The organism is Falsiphaeobacter marinintestinus (genome assembly GCF_007923355.1).
Taxonomy (GTDB): Bacteria; Pseudomonadota; Alphaproteobacteria; order Rhodobacterales; family Rhodobacteraceae; genus Phaeobacter_A; species Phaeobacter_A marinintestinus.
Window position 1 is genome coordinate 78,310 of record NZ_VOGO01000012.1, and the last position, 24,240, is coordinate 102,549.

Genomic DNA, 24,240 nt, shown 5'->3' on the forward strand with positions numbered 1-24,240 from the left:
TAAAGTCATGGTTGCGAAAGCATGGCTTAGGACTTGGTTAAGCTCAATGCGGGATGGCCTTGCCCGGATATCCCCAATCCGAAATAACCTCTTGTGCGTGTTCGATGAAGGCGTTCACGGTCAGCACGTTGCGAGCACCTTCGGGGATAATCAACCCAAGCCGCATCGGGCGTTGGTCGCCTTTCAGCGGAATGAAGCACAGTTTTCGGCCATCCGGGGACAGGTCTGAAATGGGCCGGATATTGGCGATGGCATAGCCGAAACCATTGGCAACCAGCGACCGCATGACCGCCATGTCGCGTGTGCGTTCAACGATTTTTGGCTTGCGCCCAATTGCACTGAAGAAGCCCAAGAAATAGTCACTGCTGATCGGCAGATCCAACAGAACCATAGGATAGTCCAAAAGCTCCTCAACTGAGACACCGTTGGACCGCGCAAGGGGGTGCCCCTCGGGCACCATGGCGTAGGGCGGCAGGCTGCGCAAAGGCGTAAACTCCAGATCTGGCGGGATCTCCAGATCATAGGATAGCGCGACGTCAATTTCGGCCCGCCGCAGACGTTCGATCAGCGCGACCTGATCCAACTCGAATTGCTGAACCCGGGTGTCTGGGTATTTCAGTTCGAACTGACGGCGGATCGACGGCAACAACACCTGTGCAAAGGTCAGCAGACACCCGATGTTCAGCGGCCCCTGCACATTGCCGGATATGTCGCCGGCCAGCCGGTTCAGCGCCTCGGCCTCGCGCAGAACCTGCTGGGCCTGGATCAGGAATTGCCGCCCGGCCTGTGTCAGGCTTAACCCATGCGCATGTTTTCGCACGAACAGCGGCAGGCTGAATTCACTTTCAAGCTGCGAAATCGCCGCCGAGATCGATGGAGATGACACGTTCACCCGTTCGCTGGCCTGCGCAATCGAACCTTCTTCGCCAACCGCAACGAAGTATTCCAACTGCCTGAGGGTGAACCGTAACGCCATGTGCCTTTATCCTGCGCGCGACATTGCGCTGCAAGAGTGATGACAGCCCCGACCCGGCTTATTCGTCTCCGGGGACACCGTAAGACGGCGCTTCCCGCGGGTCGAGCGCGCGCTGGACGTAGGCGTCCAACTGAGGTTTATAGACATCCCAAGCCGTCGCAATCGCATTGATCGGGCAATCTTCGGTCCAGTCACAGCGCAGATCGGCAACTGGCCATGCCACCTTATCGACCAGCATCATGCCCGCTGAATGCACCGGACCAGCCTCACCACCTGCGGCCAGACCGGACCGCATGGCCGCAATCAAACGGTCGCCAAGGTGGCCAGAACTTGCCAGAAACCCATCCACGATGGCTTGCGGAACGGTATCATTCGCCAAAAGATTTCCGCCCGAAGCAACGCCTGCGCCCTCGGCCTGCGTCCAGATACCAAGGCTGTTAGGGCCTGAATGAATGGCCGTTTTTCCGGTCGCATCAACCGCAAGCACCTGCCGGTATTCGATGAACTTACCCAACTCTTTCACGCGGGCAATGGCATCGCCCGCATTCAACCCTTGCTGCATCAGATCCAATGTCAAAGGTCCCAGCGTTGGGTCCGTCACGTTCTGGGATGCAACGGCGCCCACCCCGGCACGGGCATAGGCACACCGGGCAGCAACAGCTGGTGACGAAGACGCGATGGCAACCCCGAACATCCCGGTCTCGGGACAGCGTGCAACAAGCGAAAAGGTCATTGTATCACTCCGGAATCACGGCGGTGCCATCGATTTCGACCAGCCATTCAGGACGCGCCAGTGCCTGCACGACCAAGCCGGTCGACACCGGATGAACGCCTTTGATGTATTCGCCCATCGTGCGGTACACCGCTTCGCGGTGGCGCACGTCCGTGATATAGACAACGACCTTGACCAGATGCTCCATCGACCCGCCCGCTTCTTCGATCAACTGCTGGATGTTCTGCATGACCTTGTGGGTCTGTTCGACAGGATCATGGCTGTCGAGATTAACCGCATCGTCCAGATTTTGCGGGCACTGCCCGCGCAACCAGACTGTTTTACCGCCCTGAGTGACCACGGCCTGACACAGATCATTATCGAGGTTCTGTTCAGGATAGGTGTCGCTGGTGTTAAATTTGCGAAGGCGAGTATGGGCCATTTGGGCTCCTGTTCGTGGTCCGGGTAAGTCAGAGCGACGCAGCAGCGCGCCCTTGTTCGATCTTGGCCATCAGATACTGGGCAAAGTCATAATTCGGACGTTCAAGATGGCTAAGATGCCCCGGAACGGCACGGTCTGAACACAAGCCGTTGTAGACCTTTTCCGTGCACCCGCGGTCTTCAACATTCACTTCGTCCAGCAGCGTCTTGAGAGCCTCGAAATTCTTCTGTGCATCGGCATCGTCTGCATAGTCATCCGACATTCCACCGCCAAACCGGATATGGACCTGCCCCGGACCTTTGGGATGCAGACTGAGGTACCAGAAATAACCGGGCGTGAGCGTGATCATCAGGCTGGGATAGATTGCCAGCAAAAAGGTCGTGCGGCGCTCCTCGCCCTTCAGACGGTCATTGCTGGGATGCGCCATCGCAATGCGAAGCTGATCATCCTTGAGGATCGTGTGATAGTTGAAGGCAGGCAAACCCGGCGGGCAAACCATATCTTCCAGCTTGGACAACCCTCCAATCGTGCCCGCATGGCAGACCGGCAGGTGATAGCTTTCCATAAAGTTCTCGGCCAGAACCTTCCAATTGGTGTCCCAGACGTGTTCTTCGTAAAACGTCTCGGCATAGTTGGTCATATCGTATCCGGCGACCATGTCTTCGACCTGCGCCAGCTGTGTCGCCACCGGGGGTACATCTTCGCTCAGGGTGACAAAAACCCAACCCAGCCATTCTTCACAGCGAACCTTGGGCAACTGGTACTGATCTTTGCAGAACCCCTCGTTCAGGGTCATCGCGGGCGCACCGCGCAGGGAGCCGTCCAGATTGTACGTCCAGGCGTGATACGGGCAGACAATCGAGCGGGCGGTGCCGCGACCGTGCAACAGGGTCGACATCCGGTGCAAACAGACATTGGACAGGGCGCGCAGTTCGCCGTCGCGATCGCGGATCACCAGAATGGGTTGGCCGGCCAGTTCGCAGGTCGTGTAATCGCCCGCATTGGCCAGTGAATCCGAACGCCCGACGCAGAACCAGTCTTTGGAAAAAACATGCTCCAGTTCCTCCTTCAGGAACGCATCAGACGTATAGACGGACGGCGGCATTGCATGGGCGCGTTCAAAAGGTTGCGCCGTGTTCTGGCGCAATTCATCAACCGGGTCGACAAGGTCTTTAGCCATGTGTTCGGGTCCTTTCAGGCGTCTGTTTTTTCGCAATCGGCAGGACTGCGATAGGATAGGTAAATTCGTTGGGTGGCAATATGGTCGGCCACATGTTTTGCATCATGCCAGACCCCCCAGATAAAGGTCGACCCCCGTCGTGATTGCCAGGGCAGACCGAGAAAATAGATACCCGGCTCTGACGACACACCGCGCTGATGCCGGGGCTTTCCAGCATCATCAAAGGCGTCGACCTCAAGCCAGTCGAAATCCTGTGAAAATCCGGTGGCCCAGAGGATCGTGCTGACACCGGCCTTGGCCAAATCCAGATCCAGCATTGGGGTCGTCACGCATTCGGGGGCTGGCCCCAAATCCCAGGCTGCGGGCTCTTCCGGCAAATCCAGCCCGTTCCGATCGATATAAGCGTCGGCCATTTTCAGCATCGACAGGTAATTGGCATCGCCCGCCGCGATGTTTTGCGCCAGATCCGGGGCAAAGTGCATTGTGCCATCTTCATAGCTTTGGGTCATACCGACAAGTGTCATACCCTCGGACGCCAGATTGCGGAAATCGATGGTTTTGCCACCATAAGCCCCGCTGACCGAGATCGTTACGTGTTCGGTGCCCGGCTTCATTGCTGCAACATCCCACAGGCCCAAAACGCCCAGCCACCACACGAAATCACGCCCACGATAGCTGCGTGGCGGGCGGTCATGCGGACCGACGGACAGGTACACTTTGCGACCAGACCGCATCAGTTCATCTGCGATCTGCGCGCCGGATGACCCGGCCCCGACAACCAGAACCGCGCCGTCGGGCAACTGATCGGGATTGCGATAATTGAACGAATGGATCTGCGTTATGTCTGCGGATTCAGGCACAAGAGGCGGGATTACCGGATGCTGAAACGCACCCGTTGCGGCCACAATATTGCGCGCCTCAATCGTTCCGTCCGAGGTCTTGACCACAAATCCAGCGCGGCCTTCGTTGCGTTTCGCGCTTAACACCTCGACCCCGCACCGCACGGGGGCGTCGATCATTTTGACATAATCAACAAAGTAATCTGCCACGCATTCCTTGTCGGGAAATCCATCCGGGTCAACGCCCTTGAACTCCTGATTTGGAAAGCGATCATGCCAGGCCGGGCCGTTGGCAACCAGTGAATCCCAGCGTCCTGTCCGCCAGCGTTCGGCGATCCGTTCGCGTTCAAGAACCAGATGGGACACGCCATTGTTTGTCAGGTGCTCACTCATCGCGATACCGGCCTGACCCGCACCAACAACAAGCGTATCTACTTTCTCAACTGACATGTTCGTGTCCCTTTCAGGTGGCCCCAATGAATGATTGTCGGTGCCAGCGACTCTGTGCGCCCAATCTGGGTTGGACCTAAATGTGCCACGCGGCCGGGTATGGAAAAGAACAGTCTGCGTCAGCTTTGATTAGGCCTGCCCTAAGCTGACGCAGCCCAACTAGCATTTTTTCAAGTCACATTCGCACATCGCATTGGTCGGCTTGGTCCATAGTGAGCGCGCAGGCAGATCGTTTTATGTCCTCAGCGAAACCGGAACGTGATCATTTCCAGACAGCGCTCCCATTGCCATGCCGTAAAATCACAGGCATCCTTTTGAGGTATCCAATTCAGTGCCCGGAGATGAAGCTGTGCCGTTCAAACACAACTCAGCCAGCCGTTGTCGCAAACCGACTTCGCACACGCGGTGGGTCGCCCGACTGGCTGCAACCGCTTGTTTTCTGGGACCGGCACCTCTTGCCGCGCAAGAGATCGCAATCTCGTATAGCATTGATATAACGTCAAATTACTTGGCCAAAGGATTCACTCAGACCGAAGACAGACCGGCTATTCAGCCCTATATTGAATTTGCCTATGGTTCGGTTTATCTGAGCCTTTTTGCGTCGAATGCACGGTTTGGCGGTGTGAATGACACCGAATACGACGTCGGCGTCGGCGTCAGGCCGTCGGTCGGTAAGCTAGACCTTGATATCGGGTTTGTTCAGTATTTTTACCGCGTCGACAAGGCCGACTATGGCGAGGCATATGTCTATGCGAATTATGACTTTTCTGACGACGGCCATGTCGGCCTGAAGGTCTGGCACGAAGTCTATGCTGACTACACCACCGTCTATCTGCACGGCGGAATTGGCGGTCTGCCCTGGGACATGGTTTTGTCCGGTGGGGTCGGATCTGACTTTGGCTCGCGCGATCTGAGCGAGGATGCCGTTTATGCAGATATCGGCCTGACCAAGGGCATCACGGACTTTGCAGCGATTGATCTGCGCGCAATCCATAGTGCCATTGAAGGCGGCCGTATTCTAGCGACTTTGTCGTTTTTCTTCTGACCTCGCCCAGTCACGGCGTTTAGGTCTTTGCCAAATTGGTCCCGTCAGCCGGGATCATGCGAAACCCGGCATAGGCGAAGGTGATTGTGATCAGCGGGTTGAGAATATTGAAGATTGCAAATGGCAAATAGGAAATCGTGGCCACGCCAAGTGTTGCGGCCATGTAGGCGCCACAGCTGTTCCAGGGAACAAGCGCGCTGGTCACGGTCGCTGAATCCCCGACCGCGCGTGACAGAACCACGGGGCTGAGGCCCATTTTCCGGAACGCCTTTTGAAACAGCTTTCCTGGCAGGACGATGGCAATGTATTGATCCGAGGCCAGCAGATTGGTGCTGATTGCCGCGACAACCAGCGATGTCACAAGGCGACCGGTGGTCTTGGCTGCGGCAAGAATTGGGGCAATCAACCGATCCAGAACGCCGATCCGATCAATGATCCCGCCGAACGCCAGCGCTGTCAGGATCAGCCAGATCGTGACCAGCATGCTGGACATACCACCGCGACTTAGAAACTGATCCAGAACCGGCGCGCCGGTGTCCGAGACATACCCGTTGGCCATCGCAGACCAGACTCCCTTGAGAAGTCCAAGGCCATTAGGAAGCTCAGGATCCGCTGCGAGCGACAGCACGTTTTCCGGCGACAGGGTGACAGCCACAATACCACCAGCCAATGCCCCGACGAAAATAGTCAAAAACGGCGGGAACCGAAGGATCGCCAAAACCAATACGACAACGAGCGGCAGAAACGGGATAAAGGACACATTGAAATGTTGCCTCAAGCCCGCAGTCATGTCCGTAGCGTCAAAGTCACTTGGCTGCCCCAGAAACCAGAAGAACAGCAGGGTCAGCACAAGCGTGGGTACCGAGGTCCACAGTGTTTCGATGATGTGTTGATAAAGATCCGCCCCTGCTGCCGCCGTGGCAAGGTTGGTCGCGTCTGACAAGGGCGAGGATTTGTCGCCAAAATAGGACCCCGAAATAATGGCGCCCGCCGTGATGGCCGGGTTCAGCCCCATCTGAAAGGACACCCCCATCAGGCCAATTCCAAGAGTCCCGGCAACTGTCCAGGAACTGCCGACACAAAGGGCAACAACCGCACAGATAAGAACCACGGTGAAATAGAAATAATCGGGCGACAACACCTGAAGGCCCCAATAGACCATGGCGATCAATGTGCCGCTCATCGCCCAGGTTCCGATCAGAGATCCGACCGCCAACAGGATAAACACGGCCCCAATTCCGGTCGTAACACTTTCGGTTGCGGCTTCGCCCATTTCCTTGAAAGACCAGCCAAATCTGCGCCCGACCATCGCCGCGACCAAGGCCGAGAACAACAAGGCGATCTGGTTCGGGCCGCTGGCGGCCTCATCTTCGAACAGATAATAGGCAAACCCCAAAAGGATCATCAGCACAAAAATCGGCACCAATGCAGCCGTTGTGCCCGGCTGTCTGTTCTGTTCGTCCGAATTAGCCTGTTCACTCATGTCCTTGGCTATCCCTTGTCAGATTTGATGGGGGTGCTGTCGGGTTCCAATTGCGACCGTTCTAATTGCCGGACTTCCTGATCCAGGAAAAAGGCCAGTATCACGCGGATTACGACAGTTCCCGCGAGAAACGCCAATTGGTCCAGCGTGCGATGCGCGATGCTGTGCAGGATGTCGGAAACGATCAGCACTTCAAGCGCAACGAGAATCCACTGGCCCAACGTCATTCGGAAGGATCGCAGGATCGATGCTGAGAGGTGCAGACGCGACCCGCTTTCTGCGGCCCAAGCTGCTCTGCACGCAAGGGTCATTGCGGTGATCAATCCGAAGATCAGTAGACCGATTGCAAAGAAATCGATCCAGTCCGCAAGTTGCTCTATCGCATGCAAAAGCATGGCTTTGATTTTCTCCTGATGCCGGTCACGTGTCTGGACTTGCACCAACCCTAACCCGGAAGGTCAGTTGGCCCTGTACAGATCATCCGCGCCCCGGACACTCGGGAACGAATCTTGCAAAACAACTGTGGCGGTGCAAGGCTTGTGTCGAGGCAGGACATGATTTCGTGCTTCGTGCTTGCCGGACGGATTTGATTTCATGAACAAGTTCAAGTTCCCCACCGCGTTCACAATTCTATTTGCGCTGATCGCCTTCGTCGCGCTGATGACATGGGTCATACCCGCAGGCGAATATGATCGCGCCATGAACGACGCGCTTGGAAGCGAAGCGCCGATTCCCGGCAGCTACCACCGTGTTGATGCCAATCCACAGGGATTGACCGCCGTTCTGCTGGCCCCGATCGCGGGCATGTACGATCCGGGGTTACTGGGGTCTTCGTCCAGTGCGGCCATTGATGTCGCCCTGTTTGTTCTCATCATCGGCGGCTTCCTGATGGTGGTCACCCGCACAGGTGCCATCGATGCGGGAATCGGCTGGCTGCTTCACAAGCTTGAAGGCCGCGAGATCCTCATGATCCCGATCCTGATGATCGTCTTCGGCCTTGGCGGTACCAGCTATGGCATGGCCGAGGAATCACTGGCGTTTTACGCGCTGATCATCCCGGTGTTCATGCGTGCCGGGTATGACGCGCTGACCGGCGTGGCTGTGATCATGCTGGGGGCAGGCATTGGCACGATGGGATCGACCTTTAACGCCTTTGCAACGGTCGTGGCGTCACAGGGCGCGGGTATCCCGTTTACCGACGGGATCGTTCTGCGGTTTGTCGTGTTGGCGCTCAGCATGGCTGCGGGGATCGTCTTTGTCATGCGATACGCCACCAAGATCAAAGCCGATCCCTCCAAGTCAGTTGTCGCAGATCAGGCTGACGAAAACCGCGCACATTTCCTGCAGCATGCTGATGCAACGGATGGTGAGTTTCCCGACTTCACGCGCGTCCGCTCCATCATTCTGATCCTGTTTGGGCTGACATTTGCCGTCATGATCTATGGCGTGGTCGCATTGGATTGGTGGATGGGCGAAATGTCCGGCTTGTTCCTTGCCATGTCAATTGTCGTCTGGGGCGTCGGCAAGTTTGACGAAGGCTCGCGCATGGACGAAGCGACCTTTGTCGAAACCTTCATCAACGGCGCACGCGACCTTTTGGGTGTCGCGCTGATCATTGGGGTGGCACGCGGCGTGGTTGTCATCATGGATGCTGGCAGGATCACCGATACAATCCTGGCCAGTGCCGAGGGCCTCGTGTCGGGGCTGAGCGAATACATGTTCATCAATGCGATGTTCGGCATCCAGATCCTGATGTCTTTCCTGGTGCCGTCGTCTTCCGGGCTGGCAACCCTGTCTATGCCGATCATGGCGCCGCTGGCCGATTTTGCAGGCGTCGGGCGGGATCTGGTCGTAACCGCGTATCAATCGGCGAATGGCTGGGTGAATCTGTTCAACCCGACCTTTGCGGTTGTCATGGGCGGGTTGGCGATTGGCCGGGTGTCCTATGACCGCTGGCTAAAGTTCATCGCACCGCTGCTGTTGGTTCTTGCGGTTATTATCGTTGCTGTTCTGAGTGTCGGGGCGGCCATGTCCTGAGATGTTGCCGGGGTTGGCCGTGCGGGTCACGCCCAACACAAACCCGATATTATGAAGTGAAACAGAACTATTAGAGGTTGGCCATGAGACTTGGTGTTCATTCCGAAGTTGGAAAACTGCGAAAGGTCATGGTTTCCCGTCCGTCGCTGGCACATGATCGCCTGACACCGGGAAACTGCGAGGAACTGCTGTTCGATGATGTGCTTTGGGTCGAACAGGCCCGCAAGGATCACGCAGAATTTGTACAAGTCATGGAAGCACGCGGTGTCGAGGTTTTTGATATTCAGGACCTGTTGGCCGAGGCAATTGATCAGACCCCTGAAACAAGGGCCTTCCTGCTTGATCGACTGATCACCCCAAATTCGGTCGGGCCCGGCATGGCACAAGGCATGCGCCCCTGGCTGGGTGAATTGGACGGCGCCGCTTTGGCGCGGCAGCTAATGGGGGGCATCGTCGTCGAAGATGTCCCAACAGGCGAACTGACGGAACTGGTCAAACAGGAGTTGCCAGGCAGCGAATTTCTTTCGCCTGCTGTTCCGAACGCCCTGTTCCAGCGCGACCCGTCTTGCTGGATTTACGGCGGGGTCACCTGCAATCCGATGTACTGGCCTGCCCGCAAGCCCGAAACTCTGTTCCAGCGCGCGGTGTATAAATTTCACCCGATGTTCATGCAGGCCGAGTTTGAATTCTGGTGGGGAAACAGCGACGAACACTTCCAGAATGCCAGCCTCGAAGGTGGCGATGTGATGCCGATCGGGCATGGCACAGTCTTAATCGGAATGGGCGAACGAACCACGCGGCAGGCGGTGGCCCAGGTTGCTCAAAGCCTTTTTGCCCGAGGCGGGGCAACCCGCGTGGTGGCCTGCGCCATGCCAAAATCGCGCGCCGCGATGCATCTGGACACCGTGTTTACCTGTTTGGAACAAGACAAGGTCACGGCGTTTATGGAAGTCGCCGAGGCGATCACATGCTTTTCCCTGCGCCCCGACGACGACGGCGGCATAGTCACCCATAAGGACAGCGGGTCTATTTTTGACGTCTATAAAGAAGCGCAAGATTTGTCCGACCTGATCGTTATCCCGACAGGTGGCAACGATTTCCAATCCCAACGGGAACAATGGGATGACGGCAACAATGTCGTCGCTCTCGAACCCGGCGTTGTCGTCGGATACGAACGCAACACCTTTACCAACAACAGAATGCGCGACGCGGGCGTCGAAGTCATCGAGATCAGCGGTCAGGAACTGGGCCGCGGACGTGGCGGCGGCCACTGCATGACCTGCCCCATCCTGCGCGACCCTGTTTACTGAACTCATTTTTCCAGGAGACACTTCAATGGCTTTCAACCTTTCCAGCCGCAGCTTTCTGAAAATCGCCGACTTCACCCAACGCGAGATGCTGTTCCTTCTGGATCTGGCACGCGATCTGAAGCGGGCGAAATACTCACATTCCGAACAGCAATCCCTGAAGGGCAAGAACATTTGCCTGATCTTCGAAAAGACATCGACCCGGACCCGCTGTGCCTTTGAAGTCGCCGCCTACGATCAGGGCGCAAACATCACCTATCTGGATCCGTCGGGGTCGCAGATCGGCCACAAGGAATCGATGAAAGATACCGCCCGTGTTCTGGGCAGGATGTTCGACGGTATCGAGTTTCGCGGGGCCGGACAGGATATGGTTGAAGAACTGTCGGATTATGCCGGCGTGCCGGTTTACAATGGTCTGACCGACGAATGGCATCCGACCCAGATGCTGGCCGACATGATGACAATGATTGAACATGCCGACAAACCGCGTCGCGACATCGCTTATGCGTATACCGGCGACTGCCACTCGAACATGGGCAACTCGCTTTTGATGCTGGGGGCGATCATGGGGTGTGACGTTCGGATGATATCTCCCAAGCAGACTCAGCCGCATGACGACGTTCGCGATCTGGCCATGGAACGCGCCGCAAAGTCGGGCGCCCGCATCACCATTACTGACGATCTGGCCGCTGTCGAAGGCGTTGATTTCATCCATACCGATGTCTGGGTGTCGATGGGGGAACCGCAAGAGGTCTGGGCCGAGCGGATCAAGTTGCTGTCGCCGTATCAGGTGAACATGGATCTGATGAAGCGATCTGGAAACCCGGCCGTCAAGTTCATGCATTGCCTACCGGCATTCCACAACACCGACACCCAGGTCGGCAAGGACATCCATGAAAAATTCGGGATTACCGAAATGGAAGTCACGGACGAGGTATTCGAAAGCGATATGAACATCGCGTTCGAACAGGCGGAAAACCGGTTGCACACGATCAAGGCGATCCTCGTGGCCACGTTAGGGAACTGAGCCATGCGCATCGTGGTGGCTTTGGGCGGCAACGCGTTGTTACGCCGCGGGCAGGCAATGACTGCGGACAACCAACGTGGAAACGTACGGATTGCGGCTGCAACGCTGGCCCCGTTGGCGATGGAGAATGATCTGGTCATTACCCATGGCAACGGTCCGCAGGTTGGCCTTCTGGCATTGCAGGAGGCCGCTTATACAGCCGTCGACGAATACCCGCTGGATGTGCTGGTTGGGGAAACCATGGGTATGATCGGTTACATGATCGAGCAGGAGATGGGTAATCTTTTGCCGTTCGACAAACCGTTGGCCACGGTTCTGACCATGGTCGAGGTCGATCCGAAGGATGCAGCCTTTGCCGATCCGACCAAGTTTATCGGGCCAGTGTATACCGAAGCAGACGCCAAAGCCAATGCCACCGAAAAGGGATGGGTCGTCAAACAGGATGGCGACATGTGGCGCCGTGTGGTGCCATCGCCTGCCCCCAAGCGTATCTTTCAGGTCCGCCCCATCCGTTGGCTTCTCGACAAAGGCTCGATCGTGATTGCTGCCGGCGGGGGTGGCATCCCGACAATGTACGATTCCGAAGGAAATCTGGAAGGTGTCGAATGCGTAATCGACAAAGACCATTGTTCGTCGATGTTGGCGCGCGAAATCGAGGCTGATGCGTTTGTCGTCGCAACAGATACGGACTCCGTTTACATCGACTGGGGTACGCTTGACCAGTTGGCTATCCGACGTGCGTCCCCCGATCAGATGGACAACTACGACTTCCCTGCCGGTTCGATGGGGCCAAAGGTCAAGTCAGCACAGGATTTTGCACGCGCAACCGGCAAACCCGCCGTTATCTGTGCGTTGGCTGACATTCCGGATGCTTTGCGCGGGGAAAAAGGCACGACGATCGATCCTGATACGGTCGATTTGATAACGCTGTAACAGATGCCCGGCAGATACAGCCAGACCTATGGGAGAATGTGATGAGTACGGACCCTCACCAAAATGCTAGCGAAACACAGTCTGGCGACGCTCCCTGGATGCAATCGGCAGAAGTCGTCGCCGCGGATCTGAATACATCTCTTGAAACGGGCCTGACGGCAGTTGCCGCCACGTCTGTCTTGCAGCGCGTCGGGCAGAACCGCCTGACCGAGTCCGCCAGTGTGTCGCCCTTCATGTTGTTCCTGAACCAATTCCGCAATCCGCTTCTGGTTATCCTGATCATTGGTGCCCTGATCTCGGGGTATACCGGCCATATCGTCGATGCGGTCGCAATCCTGGTGATTGTTATCATCAACGCACTGATCAGCTTTTTGCAGGAAAACCGGGCAGCGCAATCGTTGGCTGCACTTAAGGACATGGCTGCTCCGCTGGCCTTCGTACGACGGGATGGCCCGTGGCAAGAGATCCCGGCTACCGATATTGTGCCGGGCGACATCATCCGGTGCAAAGCTGGCGATATTCTTGCTGCGGATGTCCGGTTCGGCGAAGCCAACAGTCTGCAAATCGACGAAGCCGCGCTCACCGGCGAGTCCGAACCAGTCGACAAACACACTCTGGCAATCCAGGCCGAGGACGTAACGCTGGCCGACCGCCTGAACATGGGTTTCATGAGCACAAAGGTCACAAACGGTACAGGGCTGGGGATCGTGACGGCCACAGGCATGAAGACCGAAGTGGGCCATATCGCGCACCTGATGGCCACGGCGGAAGAACCCAAGACACCGCTGCAACAAAGGATCGAACACCTTTCCAAGATACTGATCGGGGCCGCTTTGGCAGTTGTTGCCGTGGTCATTGGCATCGGCGTATTTCAGGGCATGGACCTGACCGAGATGCTGAATACCGGTATCTCTTTGTCGGTTGCGGCCATCCCGGAAGGTCTGCCGACAGTGGTGACCATCGTGCTGACGCTCGGGTCGCAACGCATGGCCCAGAACAACGCGTTGGCACGACGGTTAAGTTCAGTCGAAACGCTGGGCACAACGTCGGTGATCTGTTCGGACAAGACCGGGACGCTGACCCAGAACCAGATGCAGGTGATGCGGCTTTGGGCCGGTGGAAAGGTCTGGACCGTTACTGGCGAGGGGTTTGATCCAAATGGCGAGTTCATCGACCCGGACGGCAACGCGGCCAATATCCGTAAAGAGTTCGATCTGCGCCAGATGCTCAACATCTCGGCCTATTGCAACGATGCTGAACTGACCGAAATGGATGGTCGGCCCGGTGTTCAGGGCAACCCGACAGAAGGGGCGCTGGTCGTCGCGGCAGCCAAGGTCGGATTGTCACGGCAACGGTTGCACGAAAAAAAGGTCGCAACGCTTCAGACGTTTCCGTTCGACAGCACCCGCAAGATGATGAGCCTTCATGTCAAACTGCCAGCGGGTGAGAATTTCCTTGTCGCCAAAGGCGCGCCGGATGTCATCCTGGCCCGCGCCAAAGGTGTCTGGATCAACGGCGAACAGCACGACCTGACAGATGACCGCCGCGCCCAGATCGAGGCCGTCATCGACGACTTTGGCAGCAAAGCCCTGCGCACACTGGCTGTGGCTTACCGACAAACCGATGACGGCACATTCGATCCGAACAACCCGGAACAGAACATCATCCTGATCGGGATCCACGGTATTATGGATCCACCGCGTCCCGAGGTGAAAGTCGCCGTTGCAGACGCAACCGAAGCTGGCATCCGCACCGTCATGATCACCGGCGACCACGCCGTGACCGCGCAAGCCATCGCCGAACAGATCGGCATCAAGACACGGGACGATCAGACCGTTCATACGGGCTCAGAGCTGGACCTGATGACGGAAGACGATCTTGAACAGGTGGTTGACCACGCAGCCGTCTTTGCCCGCGTGACCCCCGAACACAAACTGCGCATTGTGAGCGCACTGCAACGCCGGGGCGAAGTCGCCGCGATGACCGGAGATGGCGTCAACGATGCCCCGGCCCTTCGGACAGCCGACATTGGCATCGCGATGGGCATCACGGGCACCTCTGTGGCCAAAGACAGTGCCGCCCTGATTTTGCTGGACGACAATTTTTCGACCATTGTCAAAGCCGTGCGGGAAGGACGCCGGATCTATGACAACCTGCTCAAGTTCGTGCGCCAGGCCCTGACCGCGAACGTGGCCGAAGTGTCGACGATCCTGTTCGCCTTTATCCTTATGGGGTCTGACCCTTTGATGCCATTGACGCCATTGATGATCCTCTGGGTCAATCTGGTGTCCGACGGTATTCCTGCCTTGGCGTTGGGGTTTGAGGAAGCTGAAGACGATGTCATGCAGCGCAAGCCCAGACATAGGGACGAAGACATTTTTGCCGGCGGGATGAAAGAACGGATCCTGTTGCGCGGACTGGCTGTGGGTGGCGTGACCTTCTACGTCTTCAGCACGGCATTGACGCAAGGGTTGGACCTGCAGGCCGCCCAGACCATGGCCTTTGTGACGTTGATGTTTGCCCAGATCTGGCACGTGTTCGATGCGCGATCAACCTCGACCCTGTTTCGCAAATCTCCGATCGGAAACCCGAAGCTGCTGATGGCCGTGGCGCTGTCACTGTGCCTCTCCGCCATAGCCGTGTTCACGCCACTGGGGCATTTCGTGCTCGGCACCACCAGCCTGTCCGGCTACACGCTGATCGGATGCGCCAGCATCGCGGCCTTGCCCACACTGGTTCTGTCCGGACTAAAAGAAATCTTCGGCTTCCGGTTTTTGTGAGGACAAGAAAACCAATATGACAACCCATTTGAAGTCCAGCCCCGAAACCTGTGCCTGGGGTTTCTTTGATGCCGCGATGCAGCCTGTCGTAGAAGTTCAAAGCGGCGATACAGTGGTCATCGAAACAGTTTCCGGGGGGCCAGATCAATTACCACCACAAGATGGCGGGTTCGACATTCCCGCAGAGCTTCTTGATATTCATGACCGTTCCGAGCGCCAGTTGCCAGGGCATATCCTGACCGGCCCTGTTGCGATTGCCGGGGCCAAGCCGGGGCATGTGCTTGAGGTTCAGATCATCGGCGTGAAGCTGCGCCAGAACTGGGGTTGGAACATTATCCGTCCGCTGTCCGGGACGTTGCCGGGGGAGTTCACGACCGCCCGAACCGAGATCATTCCGCTTGACCTCAAAGCCATGACCGCGCGACTTTCCTGGGGGCTGGAGTTACCCTTGAAGCCGTTCTTTGGCGTCATGGGTGTTGCGCCGCCGCAGAATTGGGGACGTATTTCGACAATCCAGCCCCGAGCACATGGCGGTAATCTCGACAACAAGGAACTGGGCGCCGGGTCTACGCTGTACCTGCCAGTCTTCGCCGAGGGTGCGCTGTTTTCCTGCGGCGACGGGCACGGAGCCCAAGGGGACGGTGAAGTCTGTGTTACAGCCATCGAGACCGCACTGGAAGGCACCTTCAAGCTGGTACTGCGCGATGATCTGGACTGGGATTACCCCCGGGCAGAAACTCCGACACATCTTATCACGATGGGAATGCACGAAGACCTTGATCGGTGTGCCGAAATGGCGTTGAGGGACATGATCGCGTGGATTGTCGCACGGACCGGGTTAAGCCGGGAAGACGCCTATATGCTGTGTTCGCTCGCCGGGGATCTGCGGATCACGCAGACTGTCAACGGAAACAAAGGCGTTCACATGATGATGGAAACCAATTTGCTAAACCCGCAAGCGGATTAAATGAAGGACAAAACGGATGACCGTATCAGTGGCAGTTATTGGCCTTGGAATCATGGGACGCAGGTTGCTTGAGCATATGGTGCTGCATCCCGGCTATACGCCTGTCGCCCTGTGGGACCCCGACGCCGAGGCTTGTCGCGCTGCGGCGGGCGTGGCACCGGACGCCCGGGTCACCGCCTCGCCACAAGCGGCTATCGCAGCTGCGGATCTTGTTTACCTTGCCTGCCCGCCTGTGCCGCGCAAAGCCTATGCTTTGGAGGCGGCCGCCGCTGGCAAGGCCGTCTTCCTGGAAAAGCCGCTGGGCGTGGACATCTCGCAAAGCGAAGAGCTCGTCGCGGGTCTCGCCGCGCATGGTGTTCCGGCTGCGGTCAATTTCACCCAAGCTGCAGGAAGTGCCCTGACCGGAGTGGCTGACGCGGCCCAATCGGGCGGGTTGGGAAATCTGGTCGGGGCCGACATCGTCGTCACCTATGCGGCCTGGCCCCGCGCTTGGCAAAAGACGGCGGATTGGCTTCGGTTTCGTGACGAGGGTGGTCTGACACGGGAAGTGATTTCACACTTCCTGTTCTTTTCTGAACGCATCCTCGGCCCGCTTTCGGTGGTCTGGGCGCGCCCGTCTTATCCGACGGATCCAGCGCTTTGCGAAACACAAATGCTTGCCCGGCTTGAGAACGCAGATGGGTTGCCGGTAACTGTCATGGCCAGCGTTGGCGGGGCTCAACCGGATCGCCAGGAACTTACGATCAAAGGAGAAGCTGCCAGTCGGCGTATCTCCGAATTCTACATCGACGCTGTTTCGCACGGTGGCCCATTTGACGAGCTTGCAGCACGGCCCACAGATCCGCGGGCGAACAGTCTGAAAGCACAACTGGACGACCTTCTGTTGTGCATCGCGGGACAACCGAACCGCCTTGCAACACCTCACGAAGCTTTGCGGGTCCAAAAGCTGGTCGAAACGATGTTGAAAGGAAAGCCCTGATTGCGGCGGCACTAACGCCCCTCTGAACGCACCCGCACGCAACACGGGCTTGACCTATGACTGGACCTGCTGAACAGGTTAAGGTTATCCAAGATATGGCAGAGGCCTTGGCATCAGACGTGTCAAAGACCTTTGCGAGGGGAAACATGCAATGTCGGATAGATACGCATCGGGCAAACACGCGGCTCTGCACATGTGGAGCAGACAAACGCCCGTGATGCGTGGTGTCGTGCTGATGTGTATGTCGACCGTAGCCTTTGCCATAATGCATGCGTCCGTTCGCTTCGTCTCGGCAGAACTGCCACCGTTTCAAATCGCGTTCTTTCGAAACCTCTTTGGACTGGCTTTTCTTGTGCCCTTACTGGTTGGAGCGGGCTTCGCACAAATGCGTACCCGACGTATCGGCCTGCACGCCCTGCGTGGTTTGATCAACATCTGCGCGATGCTGATGTTCTTTACCGCCCTCTCGATCACGCCGCTGGCAAAGGTCACCGCGCTGAGCTTCGCAGCGCCGATTTTCGCTGCTGTCCTCAGCGTCGTCTTTCTGGGGGAACGGTTCAGACTGTATCGCTGGATCGCTATTCTTTTCGGATTTCTGGGCGTGCTTATCATCCTGCGCCCGGGCTTTGTAACGCTTGAACCCGGTGCCCTTCTGGCTGCGGGTGCGGCAGCACTTTGGGCGGTGGCAATGATCCTCATTAAAATTTTGTCGCGGACAGAAAGCAGCGTGGCAATTGTCGCCTGGATGGGGATTTTCCTGTGCTCTTTTTCGGTCGGCCCCGCGCTTTGGGTCTGGCAGACTCCGACGGTTTGGAATTTGATATGGCTGGCGTTTATTGGTCTGTGCGGATCAATCGCTCAGGTCACTTTAAGCCAGTCATTCAAGGAAACTGACCCGACGGCTGTGTTACCGCTGGATTTTCTGAAACTGATCTGGACAACCATTCTGGGTGCATGGTTCTTTGGCGAATTTCCTGACGCTCTGACATGGATCGGAGCGATGGTCATTTTCTCAGCTGGCCTGTTCATTGCACATCGTGAAAGACGGCAGAAGACCGGCCAAACAGGCCTTGCGGATACAGGGTCTTAGACCGCACCGAAATGATGCACAGTTGGGTCAAGCGCGAAATTAGATGTGCCGCGGGCAGAAGCCGCAATACCCACCAGAAACTTGCCAGATACAACTCTAAATTGCATTGTTGACGCATATTTGGCTAACGGGGAATTGCTACCTGCTCCGCAAAAGCGCCCTCGCCGCCCTCCTGGCACTTACGTTTGCAGGAGCCACCTTGGTGCAATCCGAAAGCGCCAATCTGCCGCTTCCCTCGGCACTCCCGCTTCTGGATTATGAGGCTCAGCTTTACCCTTTCATCGCTGCCCGCACGTTCGCGACAGACGACTGGATACGCGACAAAAGCTGGCGCGATACGGGGCCGTTCATTCTTGACACGTCTTACGGTGTTCATCCTGCCGTGCGGATCTATTATGCACCCCAGATCCTGGCCTGGCTGAAAGCCGAAAGAAAGGGCCCCATTCCCGACGGTGCGATGGTGGTCAAGGAAATGGCGTCCCCTCCGACCGCGCGCTATGTTGAGTATCAGCAAACTCTGGAAGCCAAGTATCCTGATGACCCTGCACAGGTCGAGACAGAGATGCTTGGCTTTCTTCGTACGATCCGTGGCTTGAACTGGACAGTTATGGTCAAAGGCAGTGCTTCGTCTCATGGGAGCTGGTTCTTTGTATCGGTCGGACAATCAGCCGCCGTGGACAATATCGACGCGCCATTTTCACCTCCGTCCGGGCAGGCAGGCGATGTCATGTGCATGCGGTGCCATGCCTCTGCCGCCGAAGAACTGATCTTTTCCACCCTCGAAAACATCGAAGGCTTCCCCGTTGAACCGTTGATTTTCCGAGCCGACGAAAGCTGGCGTGACATGGATGCCTTTCCCCCCGGCCCATTCAACCTGCCCACAGTGCAGCGCCCGGGGATGGGCAAAGGCGAAGCCGCGTTGATCCAGGACTTTTCCACGACGAAACCGCACTTGCGGACTCCAATGCAAAGGCAGCGCCGTCACCGACGCATGTGAACCCGGTTTTGACGGCTATGTTTCCGCCCATGGATGGCATCGCAATCCCCCCGAGGATGTGCAGACGCTGCCCAGCGAATGGCTTGATCATGCCCCAGCCCGCCCCGACGGACCGCAGCATTTTCTGACGTCAGACAATTGCATCGGCTGTCATGGCGGGCTGGGGCAATGGGGCAATGGGGCAATGGCGCAAAAAAGCATGCGATTGACGCCCATGCCAACCCGGATGCCGGCTTGGACCCCAATGGTTTCAAAGTGGCATACACACTTTTGCATGCGCCCCTGACCGAAGCCGAAGAAGAGGCGCAGAAAGCTAACGGCACTTATCCATATCATCAGTATGGCAACCTCGCCCGCGAAGGCATCTCTTGCGCGGTCTGCCACCATATCGCCCCGCCATAGCGCGCCGAAGGGCAACCGGACTATAATACACTCGACACCTATCTGATGAACGGCACGACGGGCGCTTACCGGCTGACTCAGGCGGATCGTCTGATCGGACCTTTCGACGGCGTGCGGCAGAAACCTATGCAGAATGCGATGGGCGTCACGCCAATCTACGACGATTGTGTCAAAGAGGCCGAATTGTGCGGCGCGTGCCATACCATCAACTTGCCCAATGTGGATGCAGACAAAAACCAGCCACTGGAAGGCTATACAGAAGCAGATCAGGCGGTCTTTAATCAGGCGGCCCGGAACGGGTCAGCGACGCTTCAATGACGGCAGGCAACAGCTGACTGCTTTGCAGTCGTCGCCTCAGACACAAGCAGCAAGACAGTTACAGGATTTCCAGCCTCTAAACCTTTTCGAACAGGACAATCAGTGCCTGATCATCCTTGTGCTCTCCAGCAGCAAGATCACCATAAATCCGCGTTTCGGACAGTGTCAGGTTGTGGATCTTGCCCTTCTTCAGAGCGTCAAACTTGGCCCTGAATCCAGCAGAGTCGAAATGGCGCGCGTTGATCGACAAGGCAAATTGCGCCCCCGACCGGGAAATGCGCAAAAGCCCGTCGATGGCATCCGGCCCGACGTGCCCGGTGGTGAAGGTGCCCGAGGATACGATGCCAGCATAGCTTTCCGGTAGCACTGGGATACCTTCGTTCAGATCGGCCTCGATCGCGTCGCGATAGATGTCTTTGCGCATCGCCTGATCCAGCATTTCGGCGCTGATATCCGTGGCATCAATCGGGCCAACACCCAAATCGCTTAACACCGCACCGCAAAGCCCGGTGCCCGCGCCGACATCCAGAACCGGTCCCTGCCCGCCCGCGCCGACAAAAGCGCGCGCGGTGTGGATATGCAGTTGATAGTCCTCACGCGCGGCAAAGGTCTGGTCATAATCCCCGGCCCACTCGGCATAGAGCCGGCGAGAATCATCGGGTGTGTCCAGCGCATAGGCGGTTTCAAGATCGGGTTTGTCGGTTGTCATGCCCCATCAAACCCACCGGAAGCGATTCGGATCAAGCGGTCTGTGGTCTTGCATCCGCGATGCGTGCAGATCATGTAGTCTGCATGGACAAGGTTTTGATCTCATTCGGGCATGGGTATTCTGCCCAGGCGCTGGCGAAACGGCTACTTCCGCGGGGCTGGCGGATCATTGGCACCACACGGTCTGCCGACAAGGCTGACGCGATGCGGATGGCCGGGGTCGAGCCGGTTTTGTGGCCCGATGCGTTGGGTGATCTCCCGCTGGATCAGGCATCGCATTTGTTGGTCTCGGCTGGGCCCACCGCTGATGGGGACCCGGTTCTGGCCATTCTGGGCGACCGGATCGCCGCCAATGCTGATCGGTTGGACTGGGTCGGATATCTGTCAACCACGGCCGTTTATGGCGATCATCAGGGCAGTTGGGTTGATGAAACCACGCCCCTGACCCCTGCCAGCCGACGCGGCGAATGGCGGGTCGCCGCCGAACAGGCATGGGGAGCAATCCCGAACTTGCCCCTGCATGTGTTCCGACTGGCCGGGATCTATGGGCCCGGGCGCGGGCCGTTTGCCAAGGTGCGCGCAGGCACCGCGCGCCGGATCATCAAGCCCGGTCAGGTGTTTTCCCGCACCCATGTCGAGGATATCGCGCAGGTGCTGGACGCCTCGATGCTGCATCCCGAACCGGGCGCGGCCTATAACGTTTGCGACGACCTGCCCGCCCCGCCGCAGGACGTCATCGCCCTGGCAGCTGAACTGCTGGGCCTTCCAGTGCCGCCCGAGATCCCGTTTGAAACGGCCGAGATGACGCCGATGGCGCGCAGTTTTTATGGTGAAAGCAAGCGGGTGTGGAATGACCGGATCAAGTCGGATCTGGGTGTGCGTCTGCTTTATCCCGACTATCGCACCGGTCTGGCAGCCCTGCTGGAGCAGGAATGACCGACGATGATCCCCCGGCCCCATCCAGCCTGGGCGACTTGCTGGATGCGTTGGAAAATGCCGCAAGCGGCCCACATGTCAGCACACGCGACATCCTGAACCAGATCGGTGAACGCAGCTATACACCGATCATTCTGGCCTTTGCGGTGCTGTTGGTGTCGCCCCTGTCGGGCATCCCAGGCGTGCCAACGCTATCGGCGATCCTGATGGTGATGATCAGCGTGCAGGGCGTCATCGGACGCCAGCAGTTGTGGCTGCCCGGGTTCATCCTGCGCCGTCGGGTCAATGCCGACCGGTTCCGCAAGGCAGTTTCTTGGCTGCGCAAACCGGGCGCCTGGATCGACCGCCATTCCCACCCACGGCTGCGTGGGCTGACCACAGGCCCGGCGCGCGGCGTGGCGTTTCTGCTGTGTATGATAATCCCGATCCTCTGGCCCGCACTAGAACTTTTGCCGATGGTCACGTCTATCGGGGCCGGAGCCGTCGCACTTCTGGCCTTCGGCCTGCTGACGCATGACGGGCTCTACGTCCTGTTGGGATACCTGATGGCCGGCGGCCTGGCCGGGATCCTGCTCTGGCTGATCTGAGATCCGCCCTGCCAAGGCAAACGACCGCGCCGCGCGCCAGCGCGGCGCCCGGCCCAACCAGAGGACGGGCCGTCAGGCCTGGGAGATGCGCGGGAGCCCCTACCTCAGGCGCGTTTGTCGGTGAGCGAGGCCACCCCCAGAACGTCCAGCACTTTTGCTTCGATCTGCTCGGCATTCATACCTGCAATGGCGTACATGTCATCCGGGCTGGATTGATCGATGAAGATGTCGGGCAGCACCATCGAGCGATATTTCAATCCACGATCGAAAACGCCTTCGTCTGCCAGCAACTGGGCAACGTGGCTGCCAAAGCCGCCAATCGCACCCTCTTCGATGGTGATCAGCGCGTCGTGCTCGGCCGCCAGAGACAGGATCAGGTCGCGGTCCAGCGGTTTGGCAAAACGGGCATCTGCGATGGTCGGGGAAATACCCCGCGCGCTCAACGCCTCGGCGGCTTTCTGAACTTCTGCAAGGCGCGTGCCAAAAGATAAGATCGCCACACCTGATCCTTTGCGGACCATGCGGCCTTTGCCGATCTCCAAAGGTTCCGGGTTTTCAGGGATCTCGACCCCGACCCCTTCGCCTCGCGGATAGCGGAACGCGATGGGGCCATCGTCATGGGCGGCGGCGGTCGTCACCATGCGGGCCAGTTCAGCCTCATCAGCGGCGGCCATCACCACCATGCCCGGCAAGTTGGACAGATAGGCAACGTCGAATGCCCCGGCATGGGTTGCGCCGTCGGCCCCGACCAATCCGGCACGGTCGATGGCAAAACGCACCGGCAGCCGCTGGATCGCTACATCATGCACAACCTGATCATAGCCACGCTGCAAAAAGGTCGAATACATCGTACAGAACGGCTTCATCCCGCCCGCCGCCAATGCAGCGCAAAAAGTTACGCCGTGCTGTTCGGCGATGCTGACGTCGAAACAGCGTGACGGATAGCGTTCCGCCATCAAATTCAGGCCCGTCCCATCGGGCATGGCCGCAGTGACAGCGACGATCTTGTCATCAGCGGCGGCCAAATCGACCAGTGTTTTCCCAAAGACCGACGTATAGGACGGCGCGTTTGAGGGTGTTTTCGTCTGCTCGCCCGTCACAACATCGAACTTGGCCGTGGCGTGGCCTTTGTCGCGGGCGGCTTCGGCCGGAGCATAGCCTTTACCCTTCTTGGTCAGCACATGGATCAGGATCGGACCAGTCGCCCGGGCCTTGACCGTGCGCAACACCGGCAACAACTGGTACATGTCGTGCCCATCGATAGGTCCAAGATAGGAAAACCCGAGTTCTTCGAACAGCGTCCCGCCCACGGCCATGCCTTTCAGCATTTCCTTGGCGCGTTTGGCGCCTTCGCGGAACGGTTCAGGCAGCAGCGACACCGCGCCTTTGGCAGCGGCTTTGAACTCTTGAAACGGCTCTTCGGCATACAGGCGCGACAGATAGGACGACAGCGCACCAACCGGCGGGGCAATCGACATCTCGTTGTCGTTCAGGATCACAATCAGCCGCTTTTTCAAATGGCCTGCGTTGTTCATCGCTTCGAACGCCATGCCCGCGCTCATCGACCCATCGCCGATGACGGCGATAGCGTCGCCCAGACCCTCAGGGGTCACACCGCCCAGATCGCGCGCCACCGCAAAGCCCAACGCGGCCGAAATCGAGGTTGAACTATGGGCCGCCCCGAACGGATCGTAGGGCGATTCACTGCGTTTGGTGAACCCGCTCAGCCCGCCTTTCTGGCGGAGCGTGCGGATGCGGTCGCGTCGCCCGGTCAGGATCTTGTGCGGATAGCATTGATGCCCAACGTCCCAAACCACCTTGTCGCGCGGTGTGTCGAAGACCGCATGCAACGCCACGGTCAGTTCGACGACGCCCAGCCCAGCGCCCAGATGGCCCCCGGTGACCGACACGGCGGAGATGGTTTCGGCCCGCAATTCTTGTGCCAGCTGAGTCAGTTTAGCATCGGACAGACCTTTCATATCCGCAGGGCGGTTGATCTGGTCCAGCAGCGGGGTCTCGGGTCGGATTGGCATCTGCGCCTCCTT

23 protein-coding genes are annotated in these 24,240 nt (G+C 58.0%); 14 read left to right on the forward strand and 9 right to left on the reverse strand.

Annotated elements, in window-relative coordinates; all coding sequences use genetic code 11:
- Positions 1-43 precede the first annotated feature (43 nt).
- Genes FOY56_RS20045 through FOY56_RS20065 form a run of 5 tightly spaced genes read right to left on the reverse strand, consistent with a single transcriptional unit; the run spans position 44 to position 4,599 of the window.
- On the reverse strand, positions 44-976 hold the full coding sequence (locus FOY56_RS20045; RefSeq protein ID WP_146347934.1) for a LysR family transcriptional regulator: 933 nt from the start codon (positions 974-976) through the stop codon (positions 44-46).
- A gap of 58 nt (positions 977-1,034) precedes the next feature.
- Entirely contained in the window at positions 1,035-1,709 is a 675-nt protein-coding gene (locus FOY56_RS20050; protein ID WP_146347935.1) for a DUF1028 domain-containing protein, read from the reverse strand.
- A gap of 4 nt (positions 1,710-1,713) precedes the next feature.
- The gene (locus FOY56_RS20055; protein ID WP_146347936.1) at positions 1,714-2,130 is read right to left on the reverse strand and encodes a RidA family protein; all 417 of its coding nucleotides are present in this window, start codon (positions 2,128-2,130) and stop codon (positions 1,714-1,716) included.
- A 28-nt stretch (positions 2,131-2,158) separates the two neighbouring features.
- Positions 2,159-3,310, reverse strand: a complete 1,152-nt coding sequence (locus tag FOY56_RS20060; protein WP_146347937.1) for an aromatic ring-hydroxylating oxygenase subunit alpha — start codon at positions 3,308-3,310, stop codon at positions 2,159-2,161.
- Between the two features lie 14 nt (positions 3,311-3,324).
- Positions 3,325-4,599, reverse strand: coding sequence for a flavin-containing monooxygenase (locus tag FOY56_RS20065; RefSeq protein WP_146347938.1), 1,275 nt, complete (start codon positions 4,597-4,599; stop codon positions 3,325-3,327).
- 349 nt (positions 4,600-4,948) lie between these two features.
- Between FOY56_RS20065 and FOY56_RS20070 the strand changes: the two genes are divergently transcribed.
- On the forward strand, positions 4,949-5,644 hold the full coding sequence (locus FOY56_RS20070) for a TorF family putative porin (protein WP_186766406.1): 696 nt from the start codon (positions 4,949-4,951) through the stop codon (positions 5,642-5,644).
- Between the two features lie 19 nt (positions 5,645-5,663).
- Here FOY56_RS20070 and nhaC read toward each other — a convergent pair whose 3' ends face one another.
- Positions 5,664-7,127 (reverse strand): Na+/H+ antiporter NhaC, encoded by a 1,464-nt coding sequence (nhaC, locus tag FOY56_RS20075; RefSeq protein ID WP_146347940.1) that lies wholly within the window; start codon positions 7,125-7,127, stop codon positions 5,664-5,666.
- Between the two features lie 8 nt (positions 7,128-7,135).
- Positions 7,136-7,522, reverse strand: coding sequence for a DUF1622 domain-containing protein (locus tag FOY56_RS20080; RefSeq protein WP_146347941.1), 387 nt, complete (start codon positions 7,520-7,522; stop codon positions 7,136-7,138).
- Positions 7,523-7,721: 199 nt separating this feature from the next.
- On the opposite strand from FOY56_RS20080, the gene FOY56_RS20085 reads away from it, so the two are divergent.
- The 11 genes from FOY56_RS20085 (at position 7,722) to FOY56_RS20130 (ending at position 19,964) form a co-directional block, all read left to right on the forward strand.
- Positions 7,722-9,164, forward strand: coding sequence for a YfcC family protein (locus FOY56_RS20085; protein WP_146347942.1), 1,443 nt, complete (start codon positions 7,722-7,724; stop codon positions 9,162-9,164).
- A gap of 83 nt (positions 9,165-9,247) precedes the next feature.
- On the forward strand, positions 9,248-10,474 hold the full coding sequence (locus FOY56_RS20090) for an arginine deiminase (protein ID WP_146347943.1): 1,227 nt from the start codon (positions 9,248-9,250) through the stop codon (positions 10,472-10,474).
- 25 nt (positions 10,475-10,499) lie between these two features.
- Positions 10,500-11,498 (forward strand): ornithine carbamoyltransferase, encoded by a 999-nt coding sequence (locus FOY56_RS20095; protein WP_146347944.1) that lies wholly within the window; start codon positions 10,500-10,502, stop codon positions 11,496-11,498.
- Between the two features lie 3 nt (positions 11,499-11,501).
- Entirely contained in the window at positions 11,502-12,431 is a 930-nt protein-coding gene (gene arcC / locus FOY56_RS20100; protein WP_146347945.1) for a carbamate kinase, read from the forward strand.
- 41 nt (positions 12,432-12,472) lie between these two features.
- Positions 12,473-15,211 (forward strand): cation-translocating P-type ATPase, encoded by a 2,739-nt coding sequence (locus FOY56_RS20105; protein ID WP_146347946.1) that lies wholly within the window; start codon positions 12,473-12,475, stop codon positions 15,209-15,211.
- Positions 15,212-15,227: 16 nt separating this feature from the next.
- Positions 15,228-16,178, forward strand: a complete 951-nt coding sequence (locus FOY56_RS20110; protein ID WP_146347947.1) for an acetamidase/formamidase family protein — start codon at positions 15,228-15,230, stop codon at positions 16,176-16,178.
- 16 nt (positions 16,179-16,194) lie between these two features.
- Positions 16,195-17,157, forward strand: coding sequence for a Gfo/Idh/MocA family protein (locus FOY56_RS20115; RefSeq protein WP_146347948.1), 963 nt, complete (start codon positions 16,195-16,197; stop codon positions 17,155-17,157).
- A 151-nt stretch (positions 17,158-17,308) separates the two neighbouring features.
- Positions 17,309-18,247: a DMT family transporter gene (locus FOY56_RS20120; protein ID WP_146347949.1), complete on the forward strand. Its 939-nt coding sequence runs from the start codon at positions 17,309-17,311 to the stop codon at positions 18,245-18,247.
- Positions 18,248-18,449: 202 nt separating this feature from the next.
- Entirely contained in the window at positions 18,450-19,244 is a 795-nt protein-coding gene (locus FOY56_RS20125; RefSeq protein ID WP_146347950.1) for a hypothetical protein, read from the forward strand.
- A gap of 255 nt (positions 19,245-19,499) precedes the next feature.
- A complete protein-coding gene (locus FOY56_RS23680) occupies positions 19,500-19,646 on the forward strand; it encodes a hypothetical protein (RefSeq protein ID WP_186766407.1) in 147 nt (48 codons plus the stop codon).
- 45 nt (positions 19,647-19,691) lie between these two features.
- Complete coding sequence (locus FOY56_RS20130; protein WP_146347951.1) at positions 19,692-19,964, forward strand: hypothetical protein; 273 nt, start codon at positions 19,692-19,694, stop codon at positions 19,962-19,964.
- 76 nt (positions 19,965-20,040) lie between these two features.
- Here FOY56_RS20130 and FOY56_RS20135 read toward each other — a convergent pair whose 3' ends face one another.
- Positions 20,041-20,673, reverse strand: coding sequence for a class I SAM-dependent DNA methyltransferase (locus tag FOY56_RS20135; RefSeq protein ID WP_146347952.1), 633 nt, complete (start codon positions 20,671-20,673; stop codon positions 20,041-20,043).
- An 83-nt stretch (positions 20,674-20,756) separates the two neighbouring features.
- On the opposite strand from FOY56_RS20135, the gene FOY56_RS20140 reads away from it, so the two are divergent.
- Both FOY56_RS20140 and FOY56_RS20145 read left to right on the forward strand, forming a co-directional pair.
- On the forward strand, positions 20,757-21,608 hold the full coding sequence (locus tag FOY56_RS20140) for an SDR family oxidoreductase (RefSeq protein ID WP_146347953.1): 852 nt from the start codon (positions 20,757-20,759) through the stop codon (positions 21,606-21,608).
- A complete protein-coding gene (locus tag FOY56_RS20145; RefSeq protein WP_146347954.1) occupies positions 21,605-22,195 on the forward strand; it encodes an exopolysaccharide biosynthesis protein in 591 nt (196 codons plus the stop codon). The genes FOY56_RS20140 and FOY56_RS20145 overlap by 4 nt, the downstream gene beginning before the upstream one ends.
- A 104-nt stretch (positions 22,196-22,299) precedes the next feature.
- Here FOY56_RS20145 and dxs read toward each other — a convergent pair whose 3' ends face one another.
- Positions 22,300-24,228: a 1-deoxy-D-xylulose-5-phosphate synthase gene (gene dxs, locus FOY56_RS20150; RefSeq protein ID WP_146347955.1), complete on the reverse strand. Its 1,929-nt coding sequence runs from the start codon at positions 24,226-24,228 to the stop codon at positions 22,300-22,302.
- Between the last annotated feature and the right edge of the window lie 12 nt (positions 24,229-24,240).

What these genes read in the sequence shown, in the direction of transcription:
- FOY56_RS20045 (WP_146347934.1), bottom strand. Translation starts at nt 976, where the DNA reads ATGGCGTTACGGTTCACCCTCAGGCAGTTGGAATACTTCGTTGCGGTT.
- FOY56_RS20050 (WP_146347935.1), bottom strand. Translation starts at nt 1,709, where the DNA reads ATGACCTTTTCGCTTGTTGCACGCTGTCCCGAGACCGGGATGTTCGGG.
- FOY56_RS20055 (WP_146347936.1), bottom strand. Translation starts at nt 2,130, where the DNA reads ATGGCCCATACTCGCCTTCGCAAATTTAACACCAGCGACACCTATCCT.
- FOY56_RS20060 (WP_146347937.1), bottom strand. Translation starts at nt 3,310, where the DNA reads ATGGCTAAAGACCTTGTCGACCCGGTTGATGAATTGCGCCAGAACACG.
- FOY56_RS20065 (WP_146347938.1), bottom strand. Translation starts at nt 4,599, where the DNA reads ATGTCAGTTGAGAAAGTAGATACGCTTGTTGTTGGTGCGGGTCAGGCC.
- nhaC (WP_146347940.1), bottom strand. Translation starts at nt 7,127, where the DNA reads ATGAGTGAACAGGCTAATTCGGACGAACAGAACAGACAGCCGGGCACA.
- FOY56_RS20080 (WP_146347941.1), bottom strand. Translation starts at nt 7,522, where the DNA reads ATGCTTTTGCATGCGATAGAGCAACTTGCGGACTGGATCGATTTCTTT.
- FOY56_RS20085 (WP_146347942.1), top strand. Translation starts at nt 7,722, where the DNA reads ATGAACAAGTTCAAGTTCCCCACCGCGTTCACAATTCTATTTGCGCTG.
- FOY56_RS20090 (WP_146347943.1), top strand. Translation starts at nt 9,248, where the DNA reads ATGAGACTTGGTGTTCATTCCGAAGTTGGAAAACTGCGAAAGGTCATG.
- FOY56_RS20095 (WP_146347944.1), top strand. Translation starts at nt 10,500, where the DNA reads ATGGCTTTCAACCTTTCCAGCCGCAGCTTTCTGAAAATCGCCGACTTC.
- arcC (WP_146347945.1), top strand. Translation starts at nt 11,502, where the DNA reads ATGCGCATCGTGGTGGCTTTGGGCGGCAACGCGTTGTTACGCCGCGGG.
- FOY56_RS20105 (WP_146347946.1), top strand. Translation starts at nt 12,473, where the DNA reads ATGAGTACGGACCCTCACCAAAATGCTAGCGAAACACAGTCTGGCGAC.
- FOY56_RS20110 (WP_146347947.1), top strand. Translation starts at nt 15,228, where the DNA reads ATGACAACCCATTTGAAGTCCAGCCCCGAAACCTGTGCCTGGGGTTTC.
- FOY56_RS20115 (WP_146347948.1), top strand. Translation starts at nt 16,195, where the DNA reads ATGACCGTATCAGTGGCAGTTATTGGCCTTGGAATCATGGGACGCAGG.
- FOY56_RS20120 (WP_146347949.1), top strand. Translation starts at nt 17,309, where the DNA reads ATGTCGGATAGATACGCATCGGGCAAACACGCGGCTCTGCACATGTGG.
- FOY56_RS20130 (WP_146347951.1), top strand. Translation starts at nt 19,692, where the DNA reads ATGAACGGCACGACGGGCGCTTACCGGCTGACTCAGGCGGATCGTCTG.
- FOY56_RS20135 (WP_146347952.1), bottom strand. Translation starts at nt 20,673, where the DNA reads ATGACAACCGACAAACCCGATCTTGAAACCGCCTATGCGCTGGACACA.
- FOY56_RS20140 (WP_146347953.1), top strand. Translation starts at nt 20,757, where the DNA reads ATGGACAAGGTTTTGATCTCATTCGGGCATGGGTATTCTGCCCAGGCG.
- FOY56_RS20145 (WP_146347954.1), top strand. Translation starts at nt 21,605, where the DNA reads ATGACCGACGATGATCCCCCGGCCCCATCCAGCCTGGGCGACTTGCTG.
- dxs (WP_146347955.1), bottom strand. Translation starts at nt 24,228, where the DNA reads ATGCCAATCCGACCCGAGACCCCGCTGCTGGACCAGATCAACCGCCCT.